Genomic DNA, 25,282 nt, shown 5'->3' on the forward strand with positions numbered 1-25,282 from the left:
TAATTATTCCGGTTGGATCGAAATCAGCGCTGCTTCAAAGCGGCGCAAGGCAAAGGTGGAGTTGCCCACCTTGATGGCCAGCGGTTCGCCGCCGGGCATGCCGCGCTTGAGCAGGCGGACTTTTTCGCCGGGCACGAAACCGAGTTCCATCAGGCGGCGCGACAGCGACACGCCGTCTTCGGCGACATCGCCGGGGGCGACCTGGGTGACGATGGCCGAGGCGCCGACAGCGAGCGCATCGAGAGTGAGAAAGGGAACAGCTTGCGTCATATGCTAAATCCAGGCTGGTGAGTCGGCACTTGTCGGCTGCGCGCAACAAACTTTTAGTGCGGCAAAGAACAGGATACTAGCATTATATTCGTTAATGCGAATGACTACTATTTAGGCTTGCATCCGCAACGGAACTGAGGCAGTATACGGCTAATGATAATGATTCGCATTAAGTTAGTAGCAAGCTTGTTCTTAGCCAACTACTTGCAACTTATTGCAGTCACCGTGCAAACCCGCTGTAGTGCGAGCCTAGCCAGAAGGTGTATCAATGATTGTATGTGTCTGCAACAACATATCTGATCGTGAAATCCGTCAAGCCATGGAGTTTGGCATCACGTCGATGGAAGAACTGCGCCGCGATCTCGGCGTTGCCACCTGCTGCGGCCAATGTTTCAGCTGCGCTGAAGACATTTTGAACGAGCACCTGGCCACCGCGCAGGCTGCCGCCATCGAAGAAACTGTGCTCAAGCGCCCAGTGTTTACCAACTAATCATGAATACAATGCTCTATGAACGGACCGCGAGCGCGATGTCCGTGGATGGCTCCGGCCTGATGTGGCGCGCCCGGCGGTTATGGCGCGTACGCGGACGCAAGGCAGCCCCAGTGGCGGCAATTGTCGCAGTACATGGAGTGCTGTTCTGGATGATGAGCACCGGCATGCTCAACAAGGTGGCGCAAGCCGTCATGCCCAAGGTCGTCACGGTCAGCTTCGTGGCGTCGCCCGAGCCGCTCAAGCCCCCACCGGAACCGAAGATCGTGCCGATGGTCGTGCAAGTGCCGAAGTTTATTCCGCCGATGCCGGTCCTGCCCACGCCGCAAACGCAGCCGACCATCACGGTCGCGCCGCCTTCGCCGCGTAACTCCGAGCCGACCCCGCCCGCTACACCGGTGGCTGTCACCACGCCCACGCCGACACCGCCCGCGCCTGCACCAGCTGCACCCAAGACCATCCACGGCGCCGACTATATCCGGGCGCCGCAACCGGTGTACCCCAATATCGCCCGCCGCATGGGCGAAAGCGGCACCGTGCTGCTGCGCGTGCTGATCAACGTCAAGGGCGAGGCCGAGCAAGTGCTGATTCAGAAATCGTCAGGCTCGACCAACCTCGACGAAGCCGGCCGCCAGGCCGTGCTGCGCGCGCTGTACAAGCCGTATATCGAGGATGGCAAGGCCATCCCCGTGTATGCGCTGGTGCCGATCAATTTCCAATTGGGTTAAGACAGCCTCAAACGTCCAGGCGGCCTTCGATGGAATCATCGAGGGTCTTGCCGGTAATAGCCCCCACCAGCATCTTCACCCCTGCCACAGCACGTCCGTGCTTGGTGTCCCAGTAGTAGCCGTAGGTTGGCGCGAACTTGATCAGCGTGATGCGCGGGTCGTCCTCGCCTTCGGTGAACCACGTCTTCAGCGTAAAGTTCCACAATTCCTTTTGCTTGACCGGATCGCGCAGCACGGTGGCGATGCCCTCCAAGTGCAGGAACTCGTGCGACGCTCCCTGAAAGTACAGCGTGGCCGACGGATCGGCGGCCAGTTCGCGGTTTTTCAGGCTGTCGCTGGCGCTGAAGAACCAGAGGTTGCCCAGGTCATCGACCTGCATCGTATGCATTGGACGGGTGTCGCCGGGGCCGCCGGCATCGCTGGTGCAGAAGAAGCATTCGGGGGTGCTGTCGACCAGGTCGCGGATCTTCTTGATGGCGTCCTGGCCCATCAGGTCTTCGTGGTTGTGTTCCGGCTGGTTGGCGTTGATCGAATCCATGGGGCGCTCCTGTTGGGTGAAAAGTTCGAACACCCATACTAGCCTTGAGCGCGTGCGCACTAGGTTGGCTGCTTCACACACAGCCAAACCCGCGCAAACGACGTCAGATGCGGATGCTAATTGTTCTCATTATTCTCACTGGTCTCGTTACGCGCAATTAAATACGTATTTACTGCATTTAAGCGAAATTAACTTCACATCGCAGCGAAGTTCGTGGCAGAATGCGGTCATTGTAACCATTTGAGAAAGCCGCATATGAAGGGCGACGCCGACGTTATCCGCTTGCTGAACGCACAGCTGACCAATGAACTGACTGCCATCAACCAGTACTTCCTGCACGCACGCATGTACCGCCACTGGGGCCTGGAAAAAATTGCGAAGAAGGAATACGAAGAGTCGATCGGTGAAATGAAGCACGCCGACAAACTGATCGACCGCATCCTGATGCTCGACGGCCTGCCGAACCTGCAGGCCATGCACAAGATCATGATCGGCGAGAACACCGAAGAAATGATAGCCTGCGACCTGAAGCTGGAAAAAGCTGCCCACATCACGGTCAAGGAAGGCATCGCCACTGCCGAGAAAGTCGGCGACTATGTCTCGCGCGACCTGCTGTTGATGATCCTGGAAGACACCGAAGAGCACATCGAGTGGCTGGAAACCCAGCAAGACCTGATCGCCAAGGTCGGCATCCAGAACTACCTGCAAAGCCAGATGCACAGCGAATAAAAAAACTGCCCGACGTAGCGGGCAGGTTTCATCAAGCCGCAGCCGGAAGCGATTCCGCCTGCGGCTTTTTAATTTTCACGAACAGCACCGCGACCGCGCCGCACAGCATCAGCACGCCGGCCAGGCGTATCACGTTTTCCGGGTTGCCACCCAACAGGCTGCGGTAGTACAGCGGCAGCGTGAAGATCTGGATGATCATCGGCAGCACGATGAACATGTTGAAGATGCCCATATAGACGCCGGTCCGCTCGGGTGGGATGCAGCCTGCCAGCATCACGTACGGATTGCCCATGATGCTGGCCCACGCCAGGCCGATGCCGATCATCGGCACGAACAGCAGCGCCTCTGAATGAATCGACGGGATGCTCATCATGGCAAAGCCGGCCAGGGTCAGGCATACGCTGTGAGTAATCTTCGGGCCATAACGGCGCGTAAAGGGCACCAGCGCCAGCGCACCGACAAACGCGATGAAGTTATAGAACGCCCCCACCTGCCCGGCCAGCAAACCGGCATCGCGGAAGCCCTGCGAGGCCTGGTCGGTGGTGCCATACAAGGTGGTGGACAGCGACAGCATGATGTACTGCCAATAGCAGAACATCGCATACCACTGGAACAGTTTTACCCAGGCCAGCTGGCGCATGGTCTCCGGCATTTCACGGATGGCGGTGACAATATCGCCCAGCGTGTGGCGCCAGCCCACCGGGCGCGAACGGATCTCGGCCAGCTCCACCGGCGAAAGCGGATGCTCGGGCGTGGTTTTGAGGGTCCACAGCACCGACGTGATCGAGAATACGGCGCCGATCATGAAGGCGGCAATCACGATGTGCGGAATATGGCTGCCGTTGACGGCGTCCTTGTTCATGCCCATCCACACCAAGAGCGACGGTGTCAGGTAAGCGAGCGTTTGCCCCAGCCCCGTAAACGCGCTTTGGGTGAGGAAGCCCAGCGAGTGCTGCTTGGGCGCGAGCTTGTCGGAAACGAAGGCGCGGTACGGCTCCATGGTGACGTTGTTGGCGGCGTCCAGGATCCACAGCAGGCTGGCGGCCATCCACAAGGTGGGACTGAACGGCATGGCGAGCAAGCCCAGGCTGCACAGGATGGCGCCGATCAGGAAGTACGGCGTGCGCCGGCCCCAGCGCGTGACGGTGCGGTCGCTCATGGCGCCGATCAGCGGTTGCACCAGCAGGCCGGTCATCGGGCCGGCCAGCCACAGGTAAGGCAGGCTCGCCTCGTCCGCGCCCAGGTACTTGTAGATCGGGCTCATGCTGCTCTGCTGCAGGCCAAAGCTGAACTGGATCCCGAAGAACCCGATGTTCATGTTGACGATCTGCCAGAACGACAGGTGCGGCTTCATGCGGCCACTCCCAGGTCCGCTGCCGGTGGCAGCACCTGCCCTGCGTGCCAGGCGGCCAGCCACGGCGCGTAGAAACCGATATCGGTTGGCACCGCGCCGGCCACGCCGCAAATGGCGCCGGCAAACGCGTTGGCGCGCGCCAGGGTCAATGGCAGCGGCCAGCCTTGTGCCTGGCCATACAGGAACACGGCGGAAAACGCATCGCCCGCCCCCACGGTATCGACGATGTGGGCTGGCGCGTGGCACTTCTGGTTGATGGTGACGGCGCCGTCGGCCTCGAACACCATCGCGCCGCGCTCACCGAGCGTGACGATCAGGGTTTGCAGGTTAAAGGTGCGCATCAGCGCCTGGCAGGCGTCGGCCATCTCGCGGCTATCGACCGATTTGGTGCCGGGCTGCGTGTGGGTGTACCACTTGAACAGGTCCTTCAGTTCTTCCTCGTTGACCTTGACGATATCGGCCAGGTGCAGCGACTCGAACGCGCAGCGTTCGGTGACCTGGCCGTCGCGCACGTTCAGGTCCAGGTAGCGTTGCGCCTTCGAGGCCTCGAGCATGGCGCACACGGTGGCGCGCGAGGTTTCGTGGCGCTGGGCCATGGTGCCGAAGTACAGCACCGACGGCTTTGAGGCTGCCAGCGCGGCCAGTGCCGGTGCTGCAGCGACGTAGTCGTAGGCCTGGTCGGGCAGAATGATGAAGCGATGGCCGGCGTCATTGCGCTCGACCACCACGCGGCCGGTCGCTTCCAGGGCGTCGATTTGCAGGCCAGCCTCGGTCATGCCGAAACGCTCGAACTCGCGCCGCACCAGCGCGCCGTTTTTATCTTCACCGATGCGGGTGACCATCAGGGTCGCCACGCCGAAAGCGGCCAGGTTGCGCGCCACGTTGAACGGTGCGCCGCCCACCACCTGTTCGGTGATGAAGTCGTCCACCAGCGATTCGCCGAATACGGCGATGGTTTGTTGGTTCATGCTTGTCTCCGCGCCCTTGCGGACGAGTGTATCCCAGCCCTGGGGGCCGGTTTGGAATTATTCGCGCACCAGCCAGTGCAGCGCGTACGGCGCCAGCGTCAACGTTCCGGTCAGGAGACCAGGCGTAACAACGTCGCGCCACGCGCCATCGAGCGGGTACTGCTGCGGCGTTGCCGAGAAGTTGAACAGCGTGAGGAAGCGTTCGCCGCGCGCCAGCGCCAGCACGCCGGCCGGCGCATCGGCCAGCAAGGTGCGCGGGGCGCCGGCAGCCAGGGCGTCGTGGCCACGGCGGGCGCGCAGCAACTGCGCCAGCCCTTCGTACATCGCGCCTGCGGTGGTGCCGGCGTCGTGGCGGTGTTCCCAGCGCTGCTGGTCGAACACGGGGCGGTGCAGCCAGCGGCTGTCCATCGCGTGCTCGGGGCGGGCCAGGTAGCTCTCGTCGTTCAGCATCGCCAGCTCGTCGCCCATGTACAGCACCGGCAGCGCGCCAAAGCTCAGCGCCAGGCCGTGCAGCAGCAACATGCGGCGCAGCGCCAGCGCGCGTTCTTCTTCGGTGACGGCCGTCTGCAAACCGGTCAGCGACGCGGCCATGCCGTTGCTGCCGTGCGCCGCGTTGGGATCGGTGCTCTGGAAAATCGCGCCGCGCGCATAGCTGCCCGGCATGGCGCCGGCAAAGAAGCGCGAGGCGGCTGCCAGCCGTGCTGCGCTGTTCTCGCCCGCTTCGGCGCGCAGCACGTTCCAGCCGATGTCGTCGTGGCAGCGCACATAACTGAGCCAGGTCGCCGCGCGCGGCAGGTCCGGCGTGTTGTTCACCACGGCGCGCAGTACTTCGGTATCCTGCTCGGCCAGCGCCACCCAGCCGGCCGCCATCAGGCTGCTGTGGTAGGCGATATGGCATTCGGGCGCGTCGGCACTGCCCAGGTAGGCGGGCAGTTCGCGCGTGGGCACGATCGCCTCGGCTTTCAGCAGCACACCCGGCGCGACGATATCGACGATGGCGCGCAGCGCTTGCAGCAGCTGGTGCGCCTCGGGCTGGTTCATGCTGTTGGTGCCTTCGCGCTTCCACAGGAAGGCGGTGGAGTCGAGGCGGAACGCTTCGATGCCGCGGTTGGCCAGGCGCAGCATCACGGCCGCCATCTCGGCAAATACGTCCGGGTTCGACCAGTTCAGGTCCCACTGGTACGGGTAGAACGTGGTCCAGACCCAGCCGCCGGCCGCTTCCACGTACGTGAAATTACCGGGCGCCACCTGCGGGAACACCTGGCCCAGCGTGCGCTCGTGGCGATCCGGCAGGTCGCGGTCCGGGAACACGTGGAACCGGGCGCGGGCATCCGCATCGCCGGCCTTGGCGGCCAGCGCCCACGCGTGGTCGTCGGCCACGTGGTTGAGGATCAGGTCCGAGCACAGGCTCACGCCGGCGCCGCGCAGCTGTTCCGTGAGCGCTTCGAGGTCGGCATTGCTCCCGAGTGCCGGATCGACTTCGTCGAAACTGGTGACGGCAAAGCCGCCATCGTTTTCACCAGAGCGCGGGCGCAGGAACGGCAGCAGGTGCAGATACGTCACGCCCAGCTCTTCCAGGTACGGAATGCGCCGCGCCACGCCATTCAGGTCGCCACCGAACTTTTGCACATAGGTGCAGTAGCCGAGCATGCGCTGGTCGAGGAACCAGCCTGGATCGGCCGCGCGCTGTGCGTCCTGCGCGTGCAGTGCCGGCGCGCGCTCGGCGTGCAGCCGGCCCAGCGACTCCAGCAGGTTGCCGAACCAGGCATCGAAACCGGCGTGGCCGCAGCGGTCGCCGTACAGGCCGGCCAGCAACCGGTGCAGCACCGGGCCACTGGTGGCCAGGCGCTGCGCCGCCGGCGCGCGCAGTTCGTCGGGAAGGACCGCCAGCAGGCGGTCGGCAAAAACATCAGGGGCCATGGTCGGTGTGCTTGGGCTAATTAAAAGGCGTAGGAAACGGTCGCCTTGACGGCGCGACCGGTGACCGAGCGTGCGGCATGGCCGTCGCCTTCGATCTCGGTGTAGCCGATCTTGTTGAACAGGTTGTTGGCGCTGAGGGCAATGGTCGCCTTTTCGGTCACGCGGTAGTTCACGAACGCGTTCACGATCGCATACGACGGCATGATGATGGTGTGCGCATCGTCGCCCCACGATTTGCCGGTACCGACCACGCTGGCGCCCACGGTAGCATCGCCGAAGGTGTAGCCTGGCGCCACCTGGTAAATCCACTTGGCCTGGCGGCGCGGGGTGTTGCCGATGTTGGCCACGTCCGCCGCTGCCGTGCCGACGATCTTGGCATGGGTGTAGGTGGCGCCGCCGGTGATGCGGAAGTCGCCGATGCTGTACGCGCCTTCCAGTTCCACGCCCTTGGCGTCGTAGCGATTCGAGGTGCTGCGCTGGGTGGTCGCTTCGTAGTTGCTCTCGTCGGTCTTGGCCTGGAACAGGGTCACGAACGTGCTCACGCCGCCGCTGCGCCATTTCACGCCGCCTTCGTACTGCTTGACGGTGTTGATGTTGATCGGCGCGCTGCCGTCGAGCGGGGTGCCGAACAGGATGCGGTCGGCATTGAAGGCCACGCCATCGCTCACGCGGGCGAACGCCGCCAGGTTGCTGGTGATGCGGTAGTTACCACCAACCGAGTACGAAGTATGGTCCACCTTGTAGTTGACCATCTGTTCGGTGGCCGGGTTGTACAGCAGGCCGTTGACGGCATTGGCCGAGGTGCTGGCCGAGGCCAGGTTGGCGGTGCCGGTGGCTTTCTGGTTATCGCGGCGCACGCTGGCGTCCAGGTTCAGCGCACCCACTTCGTAACCGACGTTCAGGTACGGCGACGTGGTCTTGTATTCCATGTCCACGGCGCGCGAGCAGCAGCCGCCGAAGGCCGGGCCGACCAGGCCCGGGGTGGCGCTGGCCGTGCGTAACAGGGCCGGCTTGTCGCCGGTGGCCTGCATCAGGTATTCATTGAAGTTCCAGGTCAGCGCCAGCTTCTGGTTCGACAGGTACAGGCCCGCCGTGGTGGTCAGCTTGGCGCCGCCGCCGAGGGCAAAGGTCTTCGACAGCTTGGTGTCGTTGAGGGTGTTACCGGCGTCGTCGATCGACGTGTTGAACACCACGGCCGAAAACGCGCGGCCGTTGTAGGCCTGGCCGCGGTTCGGACCGGTGGCGATGGTGTAGTTGCCGACCGCGCCGTTGTTGCCGGCGAAGATGCCGGTGAAGCGGCCGCTGTTGTCGGCGGTGCGGAAGTTGTTCGACAGGGTCCAGCCGTCGCCGAGCTTGAACGAGCCTTCGAGGCCGAAGGTGTTGCTCTTGACGTGCAGGCCGTCGTTGACATCGGTGGAGACCGGCGTGTTGTTCTTGCTCAGGACCACGTCGCGGGTCCAGTACGGCGAGTAGAAGCTGACCGTGCGCGGGTCGATGCCCGGGATTTCGCTGATGTGCTGGTTGTTCACGCTCACCGGCACCGGCAGCGCGGTCGGGGTCTTGTCGTCGAGGTGCTTGAACGACAGGCGGATGAAGCCGTTGTCGAGTTCGTGCGTGATATTGCCGCGCACCTGGCCGCCGCTGGCGGTGCTCATGCCGGTGTCGCGCACGCCTTCGCCGGTGCGGTAGTTACCGCCGATGAAGAAGCGGGTCTTGTCCGAGATCGGCGCGCCGTAGCTGAAGTCATAGCGGGTTTCGTCGTAGCCGAGGCCGCGGCTGATGGCAATCTTGCCGCCCTGCTCTTCGCCGGTCTTGGTGATGAAGTTGATGATGCCGCCCGGGGCGTTGGTGGCCAGGGTGGAGGCCGAGCCGCCGCGCACCACTTCCAGGTGGTCGAGCGTGCCGTCGATCTTGACGAAGCTGTCGGGCGTGGTGAAGTTGAAGTCGCCGAATTGCAGCACCGGCAGGCCGTCTTCCTGGATTTGCACGTAGCGCGCGCCACCGGCCGAGACCGGCACACCGCGTACGGTGATGTTGGCGTTGCCTTCGCCACCCGACGATTCGGCGCGCACGCCCGGCACCGAGCGCAGCACTTCAGCGGCGCTGAGCGGCGCAGCGTTCTGGATGGCGTCGCCCTCGATGGTACTGATCGACACGCTTGATTTCATCTTCGACGAGCCCAGCGTGGTGCCGGTGACGATCACGCGTTCCATGTTGAGGCCGTCTGGTTGGGCTGCTGGCGCAGCGGCGGTGGTGTCTTGTGCGTGGGCGCCCAGGTGCAACATGGCGATAGCGACAGCGGCGGCGATGCCGCCCAGTTTGGGGGTGCGTTGAATCATGGTGATCTCCGGTGTTGTTGTCGTTTTGCTCTGCTGCATTATTGAGCAGATGTGACATTATTCACCGGATTGAAAATTAATGCAATCGATTGCATACCGTGCTGCACAAAGCTATCCATGCAGAATGACTACCTAAAATCTCGTAGGGAATGAACGGATGTGGATTGCTGCGCTGCGGTATAAATAGTTATGCAATCGGTTGCATAAACCCCACAATCCTCAGACTGTGCGGCTGCTGCTGCGCACGACCAGGGTGGTCGGCAGTTGTTGCGACGGCGCTTCGCGGCCCTCGATCAGTTCCAGCAGCGACGTCACCAGCGCCCGGCCCGCTTCGCGGATCGGCTGGCGGATCGTGGTCAGCGGCGGGTGGAAATAGCTCGACAATTCGATATCGTCGTAGCCGACCACGGCCACCTGTCCCGGCACGTACAGGCCGTGCTCGCGCATGGCGTTAATCGACATCATGGCCAGCAGGTCGGAGCCGGCAAAGATGGCGTCGAACGCCACGCCCCGGCGCAGCAGTTCCTCGACCGCCTGCTGTCCGCCCGACGGCAGGAACGACACCGGCACCAGCAGTTCCGGATCAATGCCGACACCCGCGCGTTGCAGGGCGCGGCAATACCCGGCATAGCGCAGCCCGACCTCGGGCAGGTTGATGTCGCCAAAGAAGGCGATGCGGCGCCGGCCCTGTTCCAGCAGATGGTCGACGGCCAGCTCGCCGCCGGTGACGTTGTCGCCGCCCACGGTACAGTACAGCTGCTGCGGCAGTTGCGCGCCCCACACCACGATCGGCACATGGCGCGCGGCCAGCTGGTTCAACTGGTCGTGGTGGCGCCACTGGCCGATCAGCACGATGCCGATCACGCGGCCGGTGTCGAACGGCGCGGCAGCGGCGTCGAGTTCGTCGGCGTCCACGCGCGAGACCAGCATGTCGAAACCGAGTTCGGTCAGCGCATCGGCCAGGCTGCCGAGCATGCCGAGAAAGAACGGGTCGGACAGGTGCTGGCGCGTGTTGTGGTCGTACGGGATCACCACGCCGATGGTGCGGTTCTGCTTCATGCGCAGGTTTTGCGCGCCGATATTGATGGTGTACTTGAGCGAGCGCGCCAGTTCCATGATGCGCACCCGCGTCTCTTCACTAACCAGTTTGCTGCCGGCCAGCGCGCGCGACACGGTGGACGTGGACACGCCGGCCAGGCGCGCAATGTCGGCCATTTGCAGGCGCCGCTGCTGGGCGGCGGACGGGTTGCTGTCGTCGGCGGACGGCTTGGAGTCGGCCATCAGTCAGGCGGACGGGAAAGTGTCCTTGAACGACTGGCGCTCGGACAGCTTGTCGAACAGGCGCGCCAGGTTGGCGTGGTCGTCGCGCCAGCCGATGTCGGGGAAACGGAACGTCAGCCAGCCCAGCGTGCAGCCGACCGCGACGTCGGCCAGCGAATAATTTTTGCCCATGCAGTAAGGCAGGTCGCCCAGCTTGTCGGACAGCGCGGCCAGGCCCAGCTTGACCTTGCCCTGCTGGCGCGCCACCCAGTCCTCGCTTTGCAGCTCGATCGGCCGCAGGCGCTCGAGGCGCACGATGACCGCCGCATCGATGATGCCGTCGGCCAGCGCTTCCCAGCACTTGACGTCGGCGCGGTCGCGGCTGTTGGCTGGCAGCAGCTTGCACACGGGCGTGAGCGTATCGAGGTACTCGACCATCACGCGCGAATCGATCATCACCGAGCCGTCGTCCATGACCAGGCTCGGCACCTTGCCCAGCGGGTTGAGCTTGCTGATGGCGGTATCGGGCGCCCAGACATTTTCCAGTTCGAACTGGTAGTCGAGTTTTTTCTCGGCCAGCACAACGCGTACTTTGCGGACATAAGGACTGCCGAGGGAACCGATGAGTTTCATAGCACGCTAACGTAGATGACCGAAGCACAGGCCGGGGTTGAAGATCGGTGGTGAGTATAACATCGGCAGGCACCTGCCCTGCCAATGGTAAAATCTGCCTTTGCGCATTTTTCACCCTACCCCTGCCATCATGACCACTACTCCTTACTCCACGCTGTCGGCGCTGTCCCCGCTGGACGGCCGCTACGCCGGTAAAACCGATCTGCTGCGTCCCATCCTGTCCGAGTCCGGCTTTATGCACCACCGCGTCAAGGTGGAAATCTCGTGGCTGCAAGCGCTGTCGCTGGCGGGCTTCGACGAGATCAAGCCGTTCTCGGCCGAAGGCTCGGCCCTGCTGGACAAGATCGCCTCGAACTTCACCGAGCAGGACGCTGCCCGCATCAAGGAAATCGAAGCCGTCACCAACCACGACGTCAAGGCCGTGGAGTATTGGCTCAAGGAACAAGTGAAGGATGTGCCGGAACTGGTCGCCGCCTCCGAATTCATCCATTTCGCCTGCACCTCGGAAGACATCAACAACACCTCGCACGGCATGATGCTCAAGGCTGCGCGCGACACCGTGATGCTGCCGTCGCTGCGCAACGTGATTGCCAAGCTGACCGAAATCGCCCACGCCAATGCCGAACTGCCGATGCTCTCGCGCACCCACGGCCAGACCGCCAGCCCGACCACCCTGGGCAAGGAAATGGCCAACGTCGTGGCCCGCCTGCAGCGCGCGATCAAGCGGATCGAGCAAGTGGAAATCCTCGGCAAGATGAATGGCGCCGTGGGCAACTACAACGCCCACCTGTCGGCCTACCCATCGTTCGACTGGGCAGCGTTCTCGAAAGACGTGATCGAAACCCGCCTGGGCCTGGAATTCAATCCGTACACGATCCAGATCGAGCCGCACGACTACATGGCCGAACTGTTCGACGCCTTTGCCCGCGCCAACACCATCTTGCTGGACCTGAACCGCGACATCTGGAGCTATGTCTCGCTCGGCTACTTCAAGCAAAAGCTGAAGGCTGGCGAAATCGGTTCGTCCACCATGCCGCACAAGGTCAACCCGATCGACTTCGAAAACTCCGAAGGCAACCTGGGCCTGGCCAACGCCGTGCTGAAACACCTGTCGGAAAAACTGCCGGTCTCGCGCCTGCAACGCGACCTGACCGACTCGACCGTGCTGCGCAATATCGGCGTGGGCTTCGGCTACACGCTGCTGGCCTACGACAGCTGCCTGCGCGGCCTGAACAAGCTGGAAGTCAATCCGGCCCGCCTGGCAGCCGACCTCGACGCCAACTGGGAAGTGCTGGCCGAGCCGGTGCAAACCGTGATGCGCCGCTACGGCATCGAGAACCCGTACGAGCAGTTGAAGGAACTCACGCGCGGCAAGGGCATCTCGAAAGACGCGCTGCGCGACTTCATCACCGGCCTGGCGATTCCGCAGGAAGCCAAGGACGGCCTGCTGGCGATGACGCCAGCCAACTACATCGGTATCGCCGCCACTCTGGCAAAAGCCATCTGATGTTGTAAAGCAAACTCGCTTACACTAGCCCCCGCAACTGAAAAGTTCCGGGGGCTTTTTTATTCTGGTTTAATGCAAAGTTAAGCAAAAGAATTATTTGTTTGCTATAGTCCGATTTAGTCCTAACACGTACTAATTTCTGGAGCACCTATGCAACGCTATACCAAGACAGCCATGCTCCTGCACTGGCTGATCGCCCTGATGATCATCGCAGCCTTTTTCCTCGGGCTGACCATGGTTGCCATTCCCGGCTTCTCTCCCACCAAGCTCAAATACTTTTCCTGGCATAAATGGATCGGTGTGACGGTACTGGCCCTGGTCGCGATTCGCCTGCTGTGGCGCCTGTCGCACAAGCCGCCTGCGGCGCTGGCCAGCATTCCTCCGCTCCAGCACAAGCTGGCCGAAGGCATGCACTACCTGCTGTACTTCCTGATGTTTGCCGCGCCTATTTCCGGCTACCTGTACGGCAGCGCGGCCGGCGTGCCGGTGGTGTACCTGAAGCTGGTGCAACTGCCGATGATCATCGCCCCCGACCCTGAACTCAAGGCGCTGTTGAAGACGGTGCACTACGTCCTGGTCATGACCATGGCGGGCGCAGTTGTCGCCCATGCCCTGGCCGCCCTCAAGCATCACTTTTTTGACCGCGACACCACGCTCAAACGCATGCTGCCGTTCTAATTCCACGACTTTACTTACCCGGAGCCCTACATGAAAACACTGAAGAAAACCCTGAACAAACTCGCCTTCGTCTCCCTGCTGGGCGTGAGCCTGATCGCCGGCGCCGCCGTGCTCAAGGCCGATCCCGCCAAATCCACCGTCAGCGCCACCTTCAAGCAGATGAACGTGCCGATCGAATCGAAATTCAAGAAATTCACCGCCACCATCGACTACGACGCGGCCAAGCCGGACGCGTCGAAAGCAACCGTGGAAGTGGAAACGGCCAGCCTCGACATGGGCGACCCCGACTACAACAAGGAAGTGGCCAAGAAAGAATGGTTCAACGCTGCCCAGTTCCCGAAAGCGACGTTCGTCTCGAGCTCGATCAAGGCCGCCGGCGCCGGTAAATTGACCGTCACCGGCAAGCTGACCGTCAAGGGCAAGACCACGGACGTCACCTTCCCGCTGACCGTGAAAACCGAAGGCGGCAAGCAGGTATTCGACGGCGCCCTGCCGATCAAGCGCCTGGCCTACAATATCGGCGAAGGCGAATGGAAAGACACCAGCATGGTTGCCGATGAAGTGGTCCTGAAGTTCCACGTTGTCGCCGGCTAATCAATCACAACCACCACCAGGGAGATACCTCGCATGAAGCTGAAGTTACTGATCGCCACGCTGTTGACCGCCGCCACCGCTTCGTCGATGGCAGCGAGCACGACCTACAATCTCGACCCGACCCACACTTTCCCGAGCTTCGAGGCCGACCACATGGGCCTGTCCGTCTGGCGCGGCAAGTTCAACAAGAGCAGCGGCACGGTAACGCTCGATCCGGCAGCCAAGACCGGCGCGCTGAACGTCAAGATCGAGGCCGACTCGATCGACTTCGGCCTCGATGCGATGAACAAGCACGCCAAGGACGACACCATGTTCAACGTGGCCAAGTATCCCACCATGACCTACGTCGGCAAAACCTTCAAGTTCGACGGCGACAAGCTGGTGGGCGTGGACGGCGAGCTGACCATGATGGGCGTGACCAAGCCGGTGTCGCTGAAGATCGACAAGTTCAAATGCATCATGCATCCGCGCTACAAGAAGGAAGCGTGCGGCGCCGACGCCACCGCCGAGTTCAAGCGCAGCGACTTCGGCCTCAATATCGGTCTGCCCGCGTTCTCGCCGGAAGTCAAGCTGGCGATCCAGATCGAAGCCATCAAAGCCGACTGATTTCCCGGCATTGCAACAAAGCCCTGCCATCCACCGCCGTGGATGCGCAGGGCTTTTTTTTGTTGATATACTCCACCCGCTGTTCCCAATCACCACTTTGGAAAACGATATATAACAAATGCATAAGACACTGATCGCGCTCGCCATCCTGAGCACAACCGCTGCCGCCCACGCCGACGAAGGCATGTGGATGCCACAACAGCTGCCACAAGTAGCCAAACAACTGAAAGCGGCCGGCCTGTCGCTCGCCCCTGCCTCGCTGACCAAGCTGACCGAGTTCCCGATGGGCGCCATCGTCAGCCTGGGCGGCTGCTCGGCGTCGTTCGTCTCGCCGCAAGGCCTGGTCGCCACCAACCACCATTGCGTGTATGGCAGCGTGGCCCACAACTCCACGCCCGAGCGCGATCTGCTGGCCAACGGCTTCCTGGCCAAGACCCTGGGCGAAGAACTGCCGGCCGCCCCTGGCAGCCGCATCTTCGTGACCAAGGCGGTCACCGATGTCAGCAAGCAGGTGATCACTGCCGACGTGGCCAGGTTGAACGGCAAGGCCCGCCTCGACGCGATCGAGAAAAACACCAAGACCATCCAGGCCGAGTGCGAAAAAGACGCCGGCCACCGCTGCACCGTGTCGTCGTTCTACGGCGGCCTCGAGTTTTACCTGATCAAGCAACTGGAAATCCGCGACGTGCGCCTGGTGCACGCGCCGCCTGCCGGCGTCGGCAAATTCGGTGGCGACACCGACAACTGGATGTGGCCGCGCCACACCGGCGACTACGGTTTTTACCGTGCATATGTCAGCAAGGACGGCAAGGCTGCCGACTTCAGCAAGGATAACGTGCCGTACGTGCCGCAGCACTTCCTGAAACTGGCCAAGCAAGGCGTGAAGGAAGGCGACTTCGTCATGGTGCTGGGCTACCCGGGCCGCACCAACCGCCACCGCCTGCCATCGGAAGTGGCTTACACGTTCGACTGGAGCTACCCGGCCTTCGTGAAATCGTCGGGCGAGAGCCTGGCGATCATTGCCGAGACCACCAAGGACAACAAGGACACCGCGCTCAAGTACGCATCGCAAGTGGCCAGCATCAACAACTATTACAAGAACCGCCAGGGCATGCTGGACTCGTACGCCGGCAGCGACATGCTGGCCCGCAAGACCGCCGAGCATGAAGCGCTGAAACAGTGGATCAACGCCAACGCCGCCCGCAAGCAGGAATTCGGCGCCGACATCGCGGCCGTGGAACAACTGATTGCCGAGCGCGACGCCGACACCAAGCGCGACTACTTCCTGTCGTCGTCGAAACCGCGCCTGCTCAACACCGCGCGCATGTTGTACCGCCTGGCCAACGAAAACGCCAAGCCGGACACCGAGCGCAAGTCCGGCTACCAGGTCCGCGACGTGCCACGCATCAAGTCGAGCGTGGCCGCACTGGTGCGCAACTACGACGAAACCGTCGACAAGGCACTGGTGATGAACAGCCTGGTGAAGTACGCCGCCCAACCGGCCGCCCAGCGCAACGCCGCCTTCGACCAGGTTGTCGGCATCAAGGACGGCATGAGCCGCGCCGACCTGCAAGCGGCACTCGACAAGCTGTACGCCGGCAGCAAGCTCGGCGACGCGGCCGTGCGCACCGCCTGGATCGACAAGCAGCCGGCCGACTTCAAGGCCAGCGACGACAGCTTCATCAAGGCTGCCGTGGCACTGTACGGCCCGGACCTGAAAGAGGAAGAGCAGGAAGAAGACCTGGGCGGCAAGCTGCAGCAAGCCTACGCCAACTACATGAAGGCAAAAATCGCCTACATGAACAGCAAGGGCCAGGCCGTGTACCCGGACGCCAACAGCACCCTGCGCGTGACCTTCGGCAAGATCGCCGGTCGCAAGCCCGGTTCCGACGGCACCGACTGGAAAGCGTTCACCACCGTCGCCGGCGTGGTCGCCAAGGCCACCGGCACCGGCGAGTTCAACGTGCCGAAAGCGCAACTGGACGCAATCAAGGCCAAGGACTTTGGCAAGTACGTCGATCCGGCGCTGAAAACCGTGCCGGTCAACTACCTGGCCACACTGGACATCACCGGCGGCAACTCCGGTTCGGCAGCGCTCAACAGCAAAGGTGAATTCATCGGCCTGGCCTTCGACGGCACGCTCGATTCGATCATCTCGGACTGGGACTTCAACAAGGCCATGACGCGCTCGATCCAGGTCGACCTGCGCTACATGCTTTGGAACATGAAACACGTGGACCACGCCGACAATCTGCTCAAGGAAATGAACGCCGAATAAGCGTTTATCCCGGCAAAGCAAAACCACGCCCCGGCAACGCGGCGTGGTTTTTTTATGTGGGCTGATGTGGCCTTAACGCTGCTGGCGGACGCCGAGCTCACGGCGCGCGATGTCGCCAAGCTCGCGCAAGGCGCGCGCCTGCTGGCCGGTCAGGCGACGCGGCTCGGTATCGATTACGCACAGCGAACCGAGTTTGAAGCCGTCGGCGTCAATCAGCGGCACACCAGCGTAAAAGCGAATATGCGGAGCGCCGGTCACCAGCGGGTTGTCGCGAAACCGCGCGTCGTCGAGCGTATCGGTGACAAAGAAAATGTCGTCCTGGGCAATCGTGTAGTTGCAGAAGGCCCAGTCACGCGGAGTGTCTTTCATCGTCACGCCCTGGCGCGATAAAAACAGTTGCTGCGATTGCGTCAGCAACGTCAGCAAGGCAATTGGCGCCGTGGTGACGGTGCCCGCCAGCCAGGTCAACGGGTCGAATATCCGTCCGGTCTCGCGTTCTCGTAATCCCGAGCGCTCCACCGCCGCCAGCCGCTGCACTTCGGCAGGACTCAGCACATCGCCGCTCATCGGTGCGACGTCGGCCAGGCCCGCATCATGAGCGAGGCGCTGTTGCAAGCGCTGCACCGACAACAGGTGCACGCGGCGATGCCCGCCCGGCGTTTTCCACGACGGCAAATTGCCGTTTTCCATCCACAACTGTGCTGTCGAGATTGAAATGCCCAACAGGGCAGCTACGCCCTTGCTGGTCAGGATGGATTGCGGATCGCTATCGGCCGCTGTTTCGGGAGAAGGAAGTCTGTTGACCATGCCGGACTGTAACGCAATCGATGTGGCTGAACAAGGACCAGACTTCCGCCAAAATGCTAAATTCAATAGAAAAATATGATGAATTCAAATTATGGTGCTATAGTGCAACTCTAATTAACCTAGTACAATGAATTCTTGAGGCAATCGATGCTGTCAAATATCAAAATTAAACATCTGGTCATCGCCGCCCTGGCAGCACTCATGGCCGTCATCGTGCTCATCGGCAGCTACGGCATTTATGCCGCCGACCACTCGGTCGCCCTGATCAACGATGTCACGCTGGCCGACCAGGCCCGGTCCGGCGAACGCAATGCCATTCGGCTCGACATGGAAACCAACCGCAGCCAGATCCTGCAGGCGCTGCAACACAACACCGAATTCGAATGGGCCAAGCTGCACGACCACGAGCTGGGCGTGCACTGGGGCGTGATCGACGCGGCCAGCCAGCGCATCAATGACCGCTGGCAGCGTTATATCGGCAGCATCGACAACGTCGAACAGAAACGCCTGGCGCAGGAGTGGTACCGCGCCAGCGACGGCCTGGGCGTGGCCCACATTGCCGCTGCCGTCGCCGCCATCCGGAATGGCGACTGGGACGATGCCGAGCTGGTACTCATCAAGAAGATCAATCCCACTTACCGCATCGGCGACGTGGCATTGGCCGCGCTGGAGAAGTTCAGCGGCGCGCACGCCGACGCCAATCACGCTCTCGTCCAGGACAGCCTGGCCACCATGCGCTACAGCACCATTGCTGCATTGGTCCTCGGTGCTGCGCTGGCGCTGGCTGTCGGCTACTTGCTGATCAAGTCCATCGCCCAGCCCCTGCAACAGGCGATGGCGATTGCCGGGCGGGTCGCGGCCGGCGACCTGCGTGGCAGCGCCACCGCACATAGCACCAACGAAATCGGCACCTTGCTGACCGCGCTCGACACGATGAAAGGCAACCTGGCCGGCATCGTGGCCGAAGTACGCGGCAGCACCACCCACATGGCCAGCGCGTCCGCGCAGATTGCGGCCGGCAACCAGGACCTGTCGCAGCGCTCGGCCGAACAGGCGGCGTCGCTGGAAGAAACCTCGTCGTCGATGGAAGAAATGACGGCCACCGTCAAACAGAATGCCGACAGTGCGCGCCAGGCCAATACGTTGGCGCTCTCGGCCTCCGAAATCGCCGTCAAGGGCGGCGTGCTGGTGGCGCAGGTGGTTGAAACCATGGGATCGATCAGCGCGTCGTCGAACAAGATTGCCGACATTATCAGCGTCATCAACGGCATCGCGTTCCAGACCAATATCCTGGCGCTCAATGCGGCAGTGGAAGCGGCGCGCGCCGGCGAACAGGGCCGGGGCTTTGCGGTGGTAGCGTCCGAAGTGCGCAACCTGGCACAACGCTCGGCAGCCGCAGCGCAAGAAATCAAGGCGCTGATCGAGGACTCAGTGCAAAAAGTGGGCAGCGGCGCCAAGCTGGTGGACCAAACTGGTGCAACCATGCAGGAAATCGTGGGCAGCGTGCAACGCGTGACCGGCATCATGGGCGAGATCACCGACGCCAGCCAGGAACAGGCCATCGGCCTCGACCAGATCCGCGCGGCCATCGTGCAAATGGACGGCCTCACCCAGCAAAACATGGCCCTGGTCGAAGAAGCAAGCGCCGCTGCCGACTCCCTGCATGAACAGGCGCAAGGGCTGGACACTGTGGTCAGCGTGTTTCAACTCGACAACGTGAAGCAGGCGCCTGCCGCGGCTCGTCAGACCGTAGCACGGCTTTCACCGGGGCTGCAATTGCGGTATGCCTGAGAGGGTTGCAAACGCCACCTGCGGGCACGCCAGCGGTCCCTCCCAAAAGGCTGGCGCGCGCCTTGTGGCGGCGGGGATCGGTTACAGTAAGAGGTCGTTTATTTCCCCATTGTCCATCCCCACAGGAGATTCCATGTCCGCCAAGAAAATCGCTGTCATCATCGGCAGTCTGCGTAAAGACTCGATCAACCGCAAGTTCGCCCACGAGGTCATCGCGCTGGCGCCCGAGTCGCTGAGCCTGGAGATCGTCGAGATCGGCGAGCTGGCCATTTATAACCAGGACCTCGAAGAAAACGGTGCGGTGGCGCCGCAGGCCTGGACCCAGTTCCGTGACCGCGTCAAGGAATACGATGGCGTGCTGTTCTTCACCCCGGAATACAACCGCTCCACCACCGCCGCGCTGAAGAATGCGCTCGACGTCGGCTCGCGTCCTTACGGCAGCAGCGTGTGGAGCGGCAAGCCGGCGGGCGTGGTCAGCGTCACCCCGGGTGCGCCCGGCGGCTTCGGCGCCAACCACAGCGTACGGCAGTCGCTGGTCTTCCTCGACATGCCGGTGCTGCAACAGCCGGAAATGTACATCGGCAACGCCACCAAGCTGCTCGGCGACGACGGCAAGGTCAGCAACGAAGATACCAGGAAATTCCTGAAAAAGTTCATCGACACCTATGCGGCGTGGGTCGAGACCAACGCCAAGAAGTAAATCCGCACTGCACTGGCAGCGCCAGCCGCCCTTGAACGCCTGGGGTCGGTTCCTGCAAAGGTCGACAGGGACGCAGGTCCCCTGTTGGCGCTGTGGACTGGCGGCTAGCGCCGCACAGCCGTGAATGCGTAACCTCCAACGGTCAGTGGCTCTGGCGCCTGCCGGCGGCGCACCGGCAGCAATTGCAGCCCCTGCTGCGCCGGCAACAGCGCCATGTCGGCGCCCGGCAGGCGGTCGGGCAAGGCGCGTACTTCTTCGTCCGCCAGCGGCGTGCAACCGAGGTACACGCGGTACGACGCCCTGCCATGGCCCAGCTCCAGCATGAAACCGGCCACGTGCGCCGTCCCCGGCTGACCGGGCATGGCGGTGACGCGCAGCGAGGTTTTGCCCTTGCGCAGGTGCAGCGCATCCCAGGTGTGCAGCGGATACCAGCGCGGCCCCTGCCCGTCTGGCGGCGGCACTGCCAGGTGGCCGCCCACCTCTGGCAACACCACGCCCAGTCCATGCGATGACGCCAGCGGCGCCAGGCCGCCGTAGCGCCCGTGACTGGCCGGCGTCAGCACCAGCAAATCGGCGGCCGGCCAGTGCCGTACCGCCTCGGCGCTGTAGGCATCGGCATCGGCGCCCACCGCCAGGATCGCCAGCCCCTGGTAGCGGATCAGCGCCAGCCCGTTGCCTGCCAGCGCCACCCGGCCCTGCTGCGACGGCGTGTACTGACCGGGCTTGAGCTGCACCGAGTAGCGCGGTCCGATCTGCGCCAGCACCGCCCGGCATGCCAGCGCCAGCAACACCACGATGACCAGCATCGTCGCCCCAGACCTGTTCCGCATAGCCGCCTCCCGCGTTGATGAGCATGGCGCCAGTACATCATCGACAGCCGATATTTTCCTTGCAGCAACGCAACTGCAGCGCCGCAACCGCTCAAAAAACGGGCAGCAATGATACAATTGCTGCCCTTGAAACGTGCCGGCAAGCTCACGAGGCACACCGCACGCACCGCCACCATGCACCCTGAGAACCAGACCGCCATGCACCCAGAAATGCCGACACCCTACGAACAGGGCAATCAAAACCAGACCACCTTGCACAGCGAATGCATCGCCTTCTACGAGCAGCTGGCGCAGCGCTTTCCGCAAGTGCTGCGTTTTGAACAGATCGGCACGTCCGATGGCGGCATCCCGATCCATGCCGGCGTGGTCAGCGCCGATGGCGTGTTCGACCGCCACCTGATCAAGGCGCAAGGCCGCCCGGTCTTCTTCAACAACAACGGCATCCACCCCGGCGAACCCGAAGGTGTTGACGCCTGCATGGCCATCGTGCGCGACCTGTGTTTCGATGCCGACAAGCTGGCGGCACTGGGCACCACCGTGCTGCTGTTCGTGCCGCTGTACAACGTCGATGGCGCGCTGAACCGCGCCAACACTTCGCGCGTGAACCAGGACGGCCCCGAGCAGTTCGGCTTCCGTGGCAACAGCCGCCACCTGGACCTGAACCGCGACTTCATCAAGTGCGACACCCTCAACGCCCAGCTGTTCAACCAGCTGGTCAGCACCTGGGACCCGGATGTGATGGTCGATACCCATACGTCCAACGGCGCCGACTACCCGTACACGATGACCTTGATCCACACCCAGGCCGACAAGCTCGGCTACGGATTGGGTCCGTTCCTGCGCCAGACCATGCTGCCGCATATCTACGAGCAGATGGCCGCCAAGGGCTGGCCCACCTGCCCGTACGTGAACCCGGTGCACGACACGCCCGACGATGGCATCGCCGAATTCCTCGAAGTGCCGCGCTTTTCCACCGGCTTCGCGGCCCTGCACCACGTGATCGGCTTCATGCCGGAAACGCACATGCTCAAGCCGTTCAAGGACCGCTACGAATCGATGCGCGCGTTGCTCGACGTGACCATGGCTTTTACGACCACCCACGGCAAGCAGATCATCGAATTGCGCGCCGACGCCCGCGAGCAAGCTGCTAACGCCACTGAATTTACCGTCAACTGGAAGATGGACGAGGCCAATCCATCGACCTTCCGCTTCCAGGGCTACGCCGCCAAGCGCAGCCCCAGCCTGCTTGGCGACTACCAGCGCCTGTCGTACGACCGCACCCAGCCGTGGGAAAAGGACATCGCCTACTACAACAGCTTTGTGCCGGCCGCCACCGTGCGCGCGCCCAAGGGCTACATCGTGCCGCAAGCGTGGCGCGAAGCGATCGAGCGCCTGAAGTGGAACGGCGTGGAAATGGCGCCGTTCGACGAGGCTGCCACCATCGAGGCGCAGTACTATCACATCGTCTCGGTCACCTCGCGCCCGAACGCCTACGAAGGCCATATGTACCACGACGCGGTCGAGCTCGAAGCGCGCACGGCCAGCTTCACGGTGCAGGCCGGTGACTGGTTCATTCCGCTCAAGCAGCACAATGCCCGCTACGCGGTGGAAACGCTCGAACCGCTGGGCCACGATTCCTTCTTCCGCTGGGGCTTTTTCAACAGCGTGCTCGAGAAGAAAGAGGCATACTCGGACTACGTGTTTGAAGACCTGGCGCTGGACATGCTGGGCGCCGAGCCTGAACTGAAAGCGAAGTTCGACGCGTGGAAAGCGGCCAACCCGGCGCTGCTGTCACAACAGGATGCGGTACTGGGCTTTATCTTCGAACACGGCCAGCGCCACGCCGAGCCGGAATGGCGCCGTTACCCGGTGTTATCGGTCTTCTAAGGTTTTAGACAATCTGAGTTCTTCGGATGCACGCAGCGGCGATCCCGCCGCGTGCATCTTGTCGCTTGTTCCGCTGCCCACAAGGTCACCGCATGCACTACGCACTCAACCTGCGCACGTTTTTCTACAGCCACTATTTTTACCTGGGGCTGCGTTTTGCCGCCGGCCTGGTCGGCGTCACCCTGATCTCGCTGCAATTTACCGACCTGCACACGGCAATGACCGTGTGTATCGGCGCGCTGTGCACGGCGCTGATGGACATGCCCAGCCCGCTGCGCCACAAGTTCAACGAGATGAGCGCGTCGGTGCTGCTGTGCAGCTTCGTGACGTTGTTGATCAGCCTGTGCGCGCCGCTGCACTGGCTGTTGATGACCATGCTGGTCCTGATCAGCTTTTTCGCCTGCATGATGGTGGTGTACGGCAAAAAGTCGATGCCGCTGCAACTGGCCACGCTGTTCATCATGACCATGTCGATGGAACACTCGATGACAGCCACCCAGTCCTTCATCCACACCGCCTGGTTTACCTCCGGCGCGGTGGCTTACCTGGCGTATGCGATGGGGATTTCATGGATCTTGCGCCATCGTATCAAGCAGCAGGTGCTGGCCGAGGCGCTGTTCGAGCTGGCCCATTACATCGACATCAAGGCCGATTTCTACGACACCCGTTTCAACCTGAACGAGCAGTTCAACAAGCTGGTGCGCCAGCAAAGCGTGCTGGCCGACCGCCAGCAGGCCTCGCGCGACCTGATCCTGCGCGCCCACCTGAACGCCAAGGACGCCATCGTGGTGCAAACCCACGTGTGCATGCTCGACCTGTACGAACTGGTGCTGTCCACCCATACCGATTACGCCCAGTTGCGGCTGCACCTGGCCGACTCGCCGGTGATGAAAACCCTGCACGACCTGGCCTGGAAGTGCGCACGCGATATCGAATCGGTGGCCTACGACGTCACCCGCAAGAAAGCCTCCTACCCGGAAATTACCTACGGCCCGGAACTCGACGCCATCGAAGCGGAACTGGCGGCCCTGCAAGCGCGCATCGCCGCCGGCAAACCGGAGCAGGAGGCGCTGGCGGTGCTGCGCGCGCAGCGCAACAAGATCCGCGCCATCATCAAGATGATCGGCGAACTGCACCAGGCCAGCCAGAAGGCCTACGCGACCACGCCATTCTGGGTCGATGCCGACATGGGCCCGTTCCTGTCGCAGCAGAAATACGAACTGCGCATGATCCTGTCGCACCTGCGGCTCGACTCGCCGATCTTCCGCTTCTCGCTGCGCGTGGCCATGGCGATCTCGGTGGGGCTGGCCGTGGCGGCGCTGTTGCCGTACGCGGCGCACAGTTACTGGATCGTGCTGACCATCGTCATCATCCTGAAACCGAGCTTCAGCATGACCAAGCAGCGCAGAACCGACCGCATCATCGGTACCATCATCGGCTGCGTGATCACGGCAGTGGTGCTGCACGTGATTAACAGCATGGCGGTGATCCTGGCCATGCTGGTACTGGCCACGGTGGCCACCCCCACGTTTATTTACCTGCGCTACCGGTATGCGGCAGTGGCGGTCTCGATCATGATCCTGCTGCAAATGCACCTGATCGCACCCGGAAATAACGACCTGATCATGGAGCGGCTGGTCGATACCTTTATCGGCGCGGCAGTGGCCACCGCCTTCAGCTTCGTGCTGGCCAACTGGGAATACCAGAGCGTGCCCCGGCTGGTGCGCGGCGTGCTCGAAGTAAACCTGCGCTATATGCAGGCCAGCTTCGACCTGCTGCAGGGCAAAGGCAAGGACGACTTCGCCTACCGCATCGAGCGCAAGCGCCTGATGGACAGCCTGGCGGCGCTCAGCTCGGCGCTGGTGCGCATGTTGGACGAGCCGGCCAGCAAGCGCCGCGCGGTTGAAGATATCAATTTGTTCATCGTGCAGAATTACCTGCTGGTGGCGCACGTGGCTGCCCTGCGCGCCATCCTGCGCCGCCACGTGGTCGAGTTGCCGACCGAGCCGGTCAACGCCATGCTCGGCATCAGCCACGAGCAGGTGGTGCGCACCCTGAGCCAGGCGCTCGATCCGCAAGCTGCTTATATCCAGGCGCAACCAGCGCTGGAAACAGCGCCCTCGGCGGACGCCGTGCCGTGGTCGGGCTGGCCGCTGGTACAGCGCCGCATCCGCCTGCTGCAGGCCGACGCCGTGAAAATCATCGGCTACAGCCAGACAGTCCTGCGCAATATTGCCTGACTAATAAAGTTGCATCGCCATGGCGTGACTTATCACGTCCATGAATATCATACCGCGCGGCAACGCTATAGTGTTATATGCTTTTTCTATCGCATGCATCACAAAATGAAAGTATATTTATTTCTCGGAGAGGCG

23 protein-coding genes are annotated in these 25,282 nt (G+C 62.5%); 13 read left to right on the forward strand and 10 right to left on the reverse strand.

Annotated elements, in window-relative coordinates:
• Positions 1-3: 3 nt before the first annotated feature.
• Positions 4-270 (reverse strand): FeoA family protein, encoded by a 267-nt coding sequence (locus ASF04_RS03815; protein ID WP_056138224.1) that lies wholly within the window; start codon positions 268-270, stop codon positions 4-6.
• A gap of 268 nt (positions 271-538) precedes the next feature.
• Here ASF04_RS03815 and ASF04_RS03820 point away from each other — a divergent pair, with 268 nt between their 5' ends.
• Together ASF04_RS03820 and ASF04_RS28555 are read left to right on the forward strand one after the other, a co-directional pair.
• A complete protein-coding gene (locus tag ASF04_RS03820) occupies positions 539-760 on the forward strand; it encodes a bacterioferritin-associated ferredoxin (RefSeq protein ID WP_026637602.1) in 222 nt (73 codons plus the stop codon).
• Between the two features lie 2 nt (positions 761-762).
• Entirely contained in the window at positions 763-1,488 is a 726-nt protein-coding gene (locus ASF04_RS28555) for an energy transducer TonB (RefSeq protein ID WP_304438331.1), read from the forward strand.
• 7 nt (positions 1,489-1,495) lie between these two features.
• On the opposite strand, the gene ASF04_RS03830 is transcribed toward ASF04_RS28555, so the two are convergent.
• Positions 1,496-2,026 (reverse strand): pyridoxamine 5'-phosphate oxidase family protein, encoded by a 531-nt coding sequence (locus ASF04_RS03830; RefSeq protein WP_056138228.1) that lies wholly within the window; start codon positions 2,024-2,026, stop codon positions 1,496-1,498.
• A gap of 255 nt (positions 2,027-2,281) precedes the next feature.
• On the opposite strand from ASF04_RS03830, the gene bfr reads away from it, so the two are divergent.
• Positions 2,282-2,755, forward strand: a complete 474-nt coding sequence (gene bfr, locus ASF04_RS03835; protein ID WP_056138230.1) for a bacterioferritin — start codon at positions 2,282-2,284, stop codon at positions 2,753-2,755.
• Positions 2,756-2,786: 31 nt separating this feature from the next.
• On the opposite strand, the gene ASF04_RS03840 is transcribed toward bfr, so the two are convergent.
• The 6 genes from ASF04_RS03840 to ASF04_RS03865 all read right to left on the reverse strand — a co-directional run bounded on the left by ASF04_RS03840 (position 2,787) and on the right by ASF04_RS03865 (position 11,229).
• Positions 2,787-4,109 carry an MFS transporter gene (locus ASF04_RS03840; RefSeq protein ID WP_056138232.1) on the reverse strand — a complete coding sequence of 441 codons (1,323 nt, stop codon included), beginning with the start codon at positions 4,107-4,109 and terminating at the stop codon, positions 2,787-2,789.
• Complete coding sequence (locus tag ASF04_RS03845) at positions 4,106-5,077, reverse strand: PfkB family carbohydrate kinase (protein WP_056138234.1); 972 nt, start codon at positions 5,075-5,077, stop codon at positions 4,106-4,108. Before ASF04_RS03845 ends, ASF04_RS03840 begins: the two co-directional genes overlap by 4 nt.
• A 57-nt stretch (positions 5,078-5,134) precedes the next feature.
• On the reverse strand, positions 5,135-6,997 hold the full coding sequence (locus ASF04_RS03850) for an alpha-amylase family glycosyl hydrolase (RefSeq protein ID WP_056138236.1): 1,863 nt from the start codon (positions 6,995-6,997) through the stop codon (positions 5,135-5,137).
• A 20-nt stretch (positions 6,998-7,017) separates the two neighbouring features.
• Positions 7,018-9,336 (reverse strand): TonB-dependent siderophore receptor, encoded by a 2,319-nt coding sequence (locus ASF04_RS03855; RefSeq protein WP_056138238.1) that lies wholly within the window; start codon positions 9,334-9,336, stop codon positions 7,018-7,020.
• Positions 9,337-9,555: 219 nt separating this feature from the next.
• Entirely contained in the window at positions 9,556-10,617 is a 1,062-nt protein-coding gene (locus ASF04_RS03860; RefSeq protein ID WP_056138240.1) for a LacI family DNA-binding transcriptional regulator, read from the reverse strand.
• Positions 10,618-10,620: 3 nt separating this feature from the next.
• A complete protein-coding gene (locus ASF04_RS03865) occupies positions 10,621-11,229 on the reverse strand; it encodes a glutathione S-transferase family protein (RefSeq protein ID WP_056138241.1) in 609 nt (202 codons plus the stop codon).
• Positions 11,230-11,359: 130 nt separating this feature from the next.
• Between ASF04_RS03865 and purB the strand changes: the two genes are divergently transcribed.
• The 5 genes from purB (at position 11,360) to ASF04_RS03890 (ending at position 16,892) form a co-directional block, all read left to right on the forward strand.
• Entirely contained in the window at positions 11,360-12,736 is a 1,377-nt protein-coding gene (gene purB / locus ASF04_RS03870; protein ID WP_056138242.1) for an adenylosuccinate lyase, read from the forward strand.
• A gap of 150 nt (positions 12,737-12,886) precedes the next feature.
• Entirely contained in the window at positions 12,887-13,414 is a 528-nt protein-coding gene (locus tag ASF04_RS03875; RefSeq protein WP_056138243.1) for a cytochrome b, read from the forward strand.
• A gap of 30 nt (positions 13,415-13,444) precedes the next feature.
• A complete protein-coding gene (locus ASF04_RS03880; RefSeq protein ID WP_056138244.1) occupies positions 13,445-14,008 on the forward strand; it encodes a YceI family protein in 564 nt (187 codons plus the stop codon).
• A 33-nt stretch (positions 14,009-14,041) separates the two neighbouring features.
• Positions 14,042-14,614 (forward strand): YceI family protein, encoded by a 573-nt coding sequence (locus ASF04_RS03885; protein WP_056138246.1) that lies wholly within the window; start codon positions 14,042-14,044, stop codon positions 14,612-14,614.
• Between the two features lie 118 nt (positions 14,615-14,732).
• The gene (locus ASF04_RS03890) at positions 14,733-16,892 is read left to right on the forward strand and encodes a S46 family peptidase (RefSeq protein WP_056138248.1); all 2,160 of its coding nucleotides are present in this window, start codon (positions 14,733-14,735) and stop codon (positions 16,890-16,892) included.
• A gap of 72 nt (positions 16,893-16,964) precedes the next feature.
• Here ASF04_RS03890 and ASF04_RS28440 read toward each other — a convergent pair whose 3' ends face one another.
• Positions 16,965-17,699 carry a GAF domain-containing protein gene (locus ASF04_RS28440; RefSeq protein WP_156368518.1) on the reverse strand — a complete coding sequence of 245 codons (735 nt, stop codon included), beginning with the start codon at positions 17,697-17,699 and terminating at the stop codon, positions 16,965-16,967.
• Positions 17,700-17,900: 201 nt separating this feature from the next.
• Here ASF04_RS28440 and ASF04_RS28560 point away from each other — a divergent pair, with 201 nt between their 5' ends.
• Complete coding sequence (locus ASF04_RS28560; protein WP_373922118.1) at positions 17,901-19,490, forward strand: methyl-accepting chemotaxis protein; 1,590 nt, start codon at positions 17,901-17,903, stop codon at positions 19,488-19,490.
• Positions 19,491-19,623: 133 nt separating this feature from the next.
• Complete coding sequence (locus ASF04_RS03905) at positions 19,624-20,190, forward strand: NADPH-dependent FMN reductase (RefSeq protein WP_056138253.1); 567 nt, start codon at positions 19,624-19,626, stop codon at positions 20,188-20,190.
• 104 nt (positions 20,191-20,294) lie between these two features.
• On the opposite strand, the gene ASF04_RS03910 is transcribed toward ASF04_RS03905, so the two are convergent.
• The gene (locus ASF04_RS03910) at positions 20,295-20,996 is read right to left on the reverse strand and encodes a hypothetical protein (RefSeq protein ID WP_056138256.1); all 702 of its coding nucleotides are present in this window, start codon (positions 20,994-20,996) and stop codon (positions 20,295-20,297) included.
• Here ASF04_RS03910 and ASF04_RS27290 point away from each other — a divergent pair.
• The 3 genes from ASF04_RS27290 to ASF04_RS03920 all read left to right on the forward strand — a co-directional run bounded on the left by ASF04_RS27290 (position 20,986) and on the right by ASF04_RS03920 (position 25,147).
• Positions 20,986-21,132, forward strand: coding sequence for a hypothetical protein (locus tag ASF04_RS27290; protein WP_156368519.1), 147 nt, complete (start codon positions 20,986-20,988; stop codon positions 21,130-21,132). The two genes, ASF04_RS03910 and ASF04_RS27290, sit on opposite strands and share 11 nt — an antisense overlap.
• A gap of 86 nt (positions 21,133-21,218) precedes the next feature.
• Complete coding sequence (locus tag ASF04_RS03915; protein WP_056138451.1) at positions 21,219-22,907, forward strand: M14 family zinc carboxypeptidase; 1,689 nt, start codon at positions 21,219-21,221, stop codon at positions 22,905-22,907.
• A gap of 92 nt (positions 22,908-22,999) precedes the next feature.
• On the forward strand, positions 23,000-25,147 hold the full coding sequence (locus ASF04_RS03920) for an FUSC family membrane protein (RefSeq protein WP_056138258.1): 2,148 nt from the start codon (positions 23,000-23,002) through the stop codon (positions 25,145-25,147).
• The last annotated feature ends 135 nt before the right edge of the window (positions 25,148-25,282 follow it).

Source organism: Duganella sp. Leaf61 (assembly GCF_001421905.1).
GTDB lineage: Bacteria > Pseudomonadota > Gammaproteobacteria > Burkholderiales > Burkholderiaceae_D > Rugamonas > Rugamonas zoogloeoides.

Excerpts from the sequence above, each read along its gene's own strand:
- ASF04_RS03815 (WP_056138224.1), bottom strand. The coding sequence starts at position 270 with ATGACGCAAGCTGTTCCCTTTCTCACTCTCGATGCGCTCGCTGTCGGC.
- ASF04_RS03820 (WP_026637602.1), top strand. The coding sequence starts at position 539 with ATGATTGTATGTGTCTGCAACAACATATCTGATCGTGAAATCCGTCAA.
- ASF04_RS28555 (WP_304438331.1), top strand. The coding sequence starts at position 763 with ATGAATACAATGCTCTATGAACGGACCGCGAGCGCGATGTCCGTGGAT.
- ASF04_RS03830 (WP_056138228.1), bottom strand. The coding sequence starts at position 2,026 with ATGGATTCGATCAACGCCAACCAGCCGGAACACAACCACGAAGACCTG.
- bfr (WP_056138230.1), top strand. The coding sequence starts at position 2,282 with ATGAAGGGCGACGCCGACGTTATCCGCTTGCTGAACGCACAGCTGACC.
- ASF04_RS03840 (WP_056138232.1), bottom strand. The coding sequence starts at position 4,109 with ATGAAGCCGCACCTGTCGTTCTGGCAGATCGTCAACATGAACATCGGG.
- ASF04_RS03845 (WP_056138234.1), bottom strand. The coding sequence starts at position 5,077 with ATGAACCAACAAACCATCGCCGTATTCGGCGAATCGCTGGTGGACGAC.
- ASF04_RS03850 (WP_056138236.1), bottom strand. The coding sequence starts at position 6,997 with ATGGCCCCTGATGTTTTTGCCGACCGCCTGCTGGCGGTCCTTCCCGAC.
- ASF04_RS03855 (WP_056138238.1), bottom strand. The coding sequence starts at position 9,336 with ATGATTCAACGCACCCCCAAACTGGGCGGCATCGCCGCCGCTGTCGCT.
- ASF04_RS03860 (WP_056138240.1), bottom strand. The coding sequence starts at position 10,617 with ATGGCCGACTCCAAGCCGTCCGCCGACGACAGCAACCCGTCCGCCGCC.
- ASF04_RS03865 (WP_056138241.1), bottom strand. The coding sequence starts at position 11,229 with ATGAAACTCATCGGTTCCCTCGGCAGTCCTTATGTCCGCAAAGTACGC.
- purB (WP_056138242.1), top strand. The coding sequence starts at position 11,360 with ATGACCACTACTCCTTACTCCACGCTGTCGGCGCTGTCCCCGCTGGAC.
- ASF04_RS03875 (WP_056138243.1), top strand. The coding sequence starts at position 12,887 with ATGCAACGCTATACCAAGACAGCCATGCTCCTGCACTGGCTGATCGCC.
- ASF04_RS03880 (WP_056138244.1), top strand. The coding sequence starts at position 13,445 with ATGAAAACACTGAAGAAAACCCTGAACAAACTCGCCTTCGTCTCCCTG.
- ASF04_RS03885 (WP_056138246.1), top strand. The coding sequence starts at position 14,042 with ATGAAGCTGAAGTTACTGATCGCCACGCTGTTGACCGCCGCCACCGCT.
- ASF04_RS03890 (WP_056138248.1), top strand. The coding sequence starts at position 14,733 with ATGCATAAGACACTGATCGCGCTCGCCATCCTGAGCACAACCGCTGCC.
- ASF04_RS28440 (WP_156368518.1), bottom strand. The coding sequence starts at position 17,699 with ATGGTCAACAGACTTCCTTCTCCCGAAACAGCGGCCGATAGCGATCCG.
- ASF04_RS28560 (WP_373922118.1), top strand. The coding sequence starts at position 17,901 with ATGGCCGTCATCGTGCTCATCGGCAGCTACGGCATTTATGCCGCCGAC.
- ASF04_RS03905 (WP_056138253.1), top strand. The coding sequence starts at position 19,624 with ATGTCCGCCAAGAAAATCGCTGTCATCATCGGCAGTCTGCGTAAAGAC.
- ASF04_RS27290 (WP_156368519.1), top strand. The coding sequence starts at position 20,986 with ATGACCAGCATCGTCGCCCCAGACCTGTTCCGCATAGCCGCCTCCCGC.
- ASF04_RS03910 (WP_056138256.1), bottom strand. The coding sequence starts at position 20,996 with ATGCTGGTCATCGTGGTGTTGCTGGCGCTGGCATGCCGGGCGGTGCTG.
- ASF04_RS03915 (WP_056138451.1), top strand. The coding sequence starts at position 21,219 with ATGCACCCAGAAATGCCGACACCCTACGAACAGGGCAATCAAAACCAG.
- ASF04_RS03920 (WP_056138258.1), top strand. The coding sequence starts at position 23,000 with ATGCACTACGCACTCAACCTGCGCACGTTTTTCTACAGCCACTATTTT.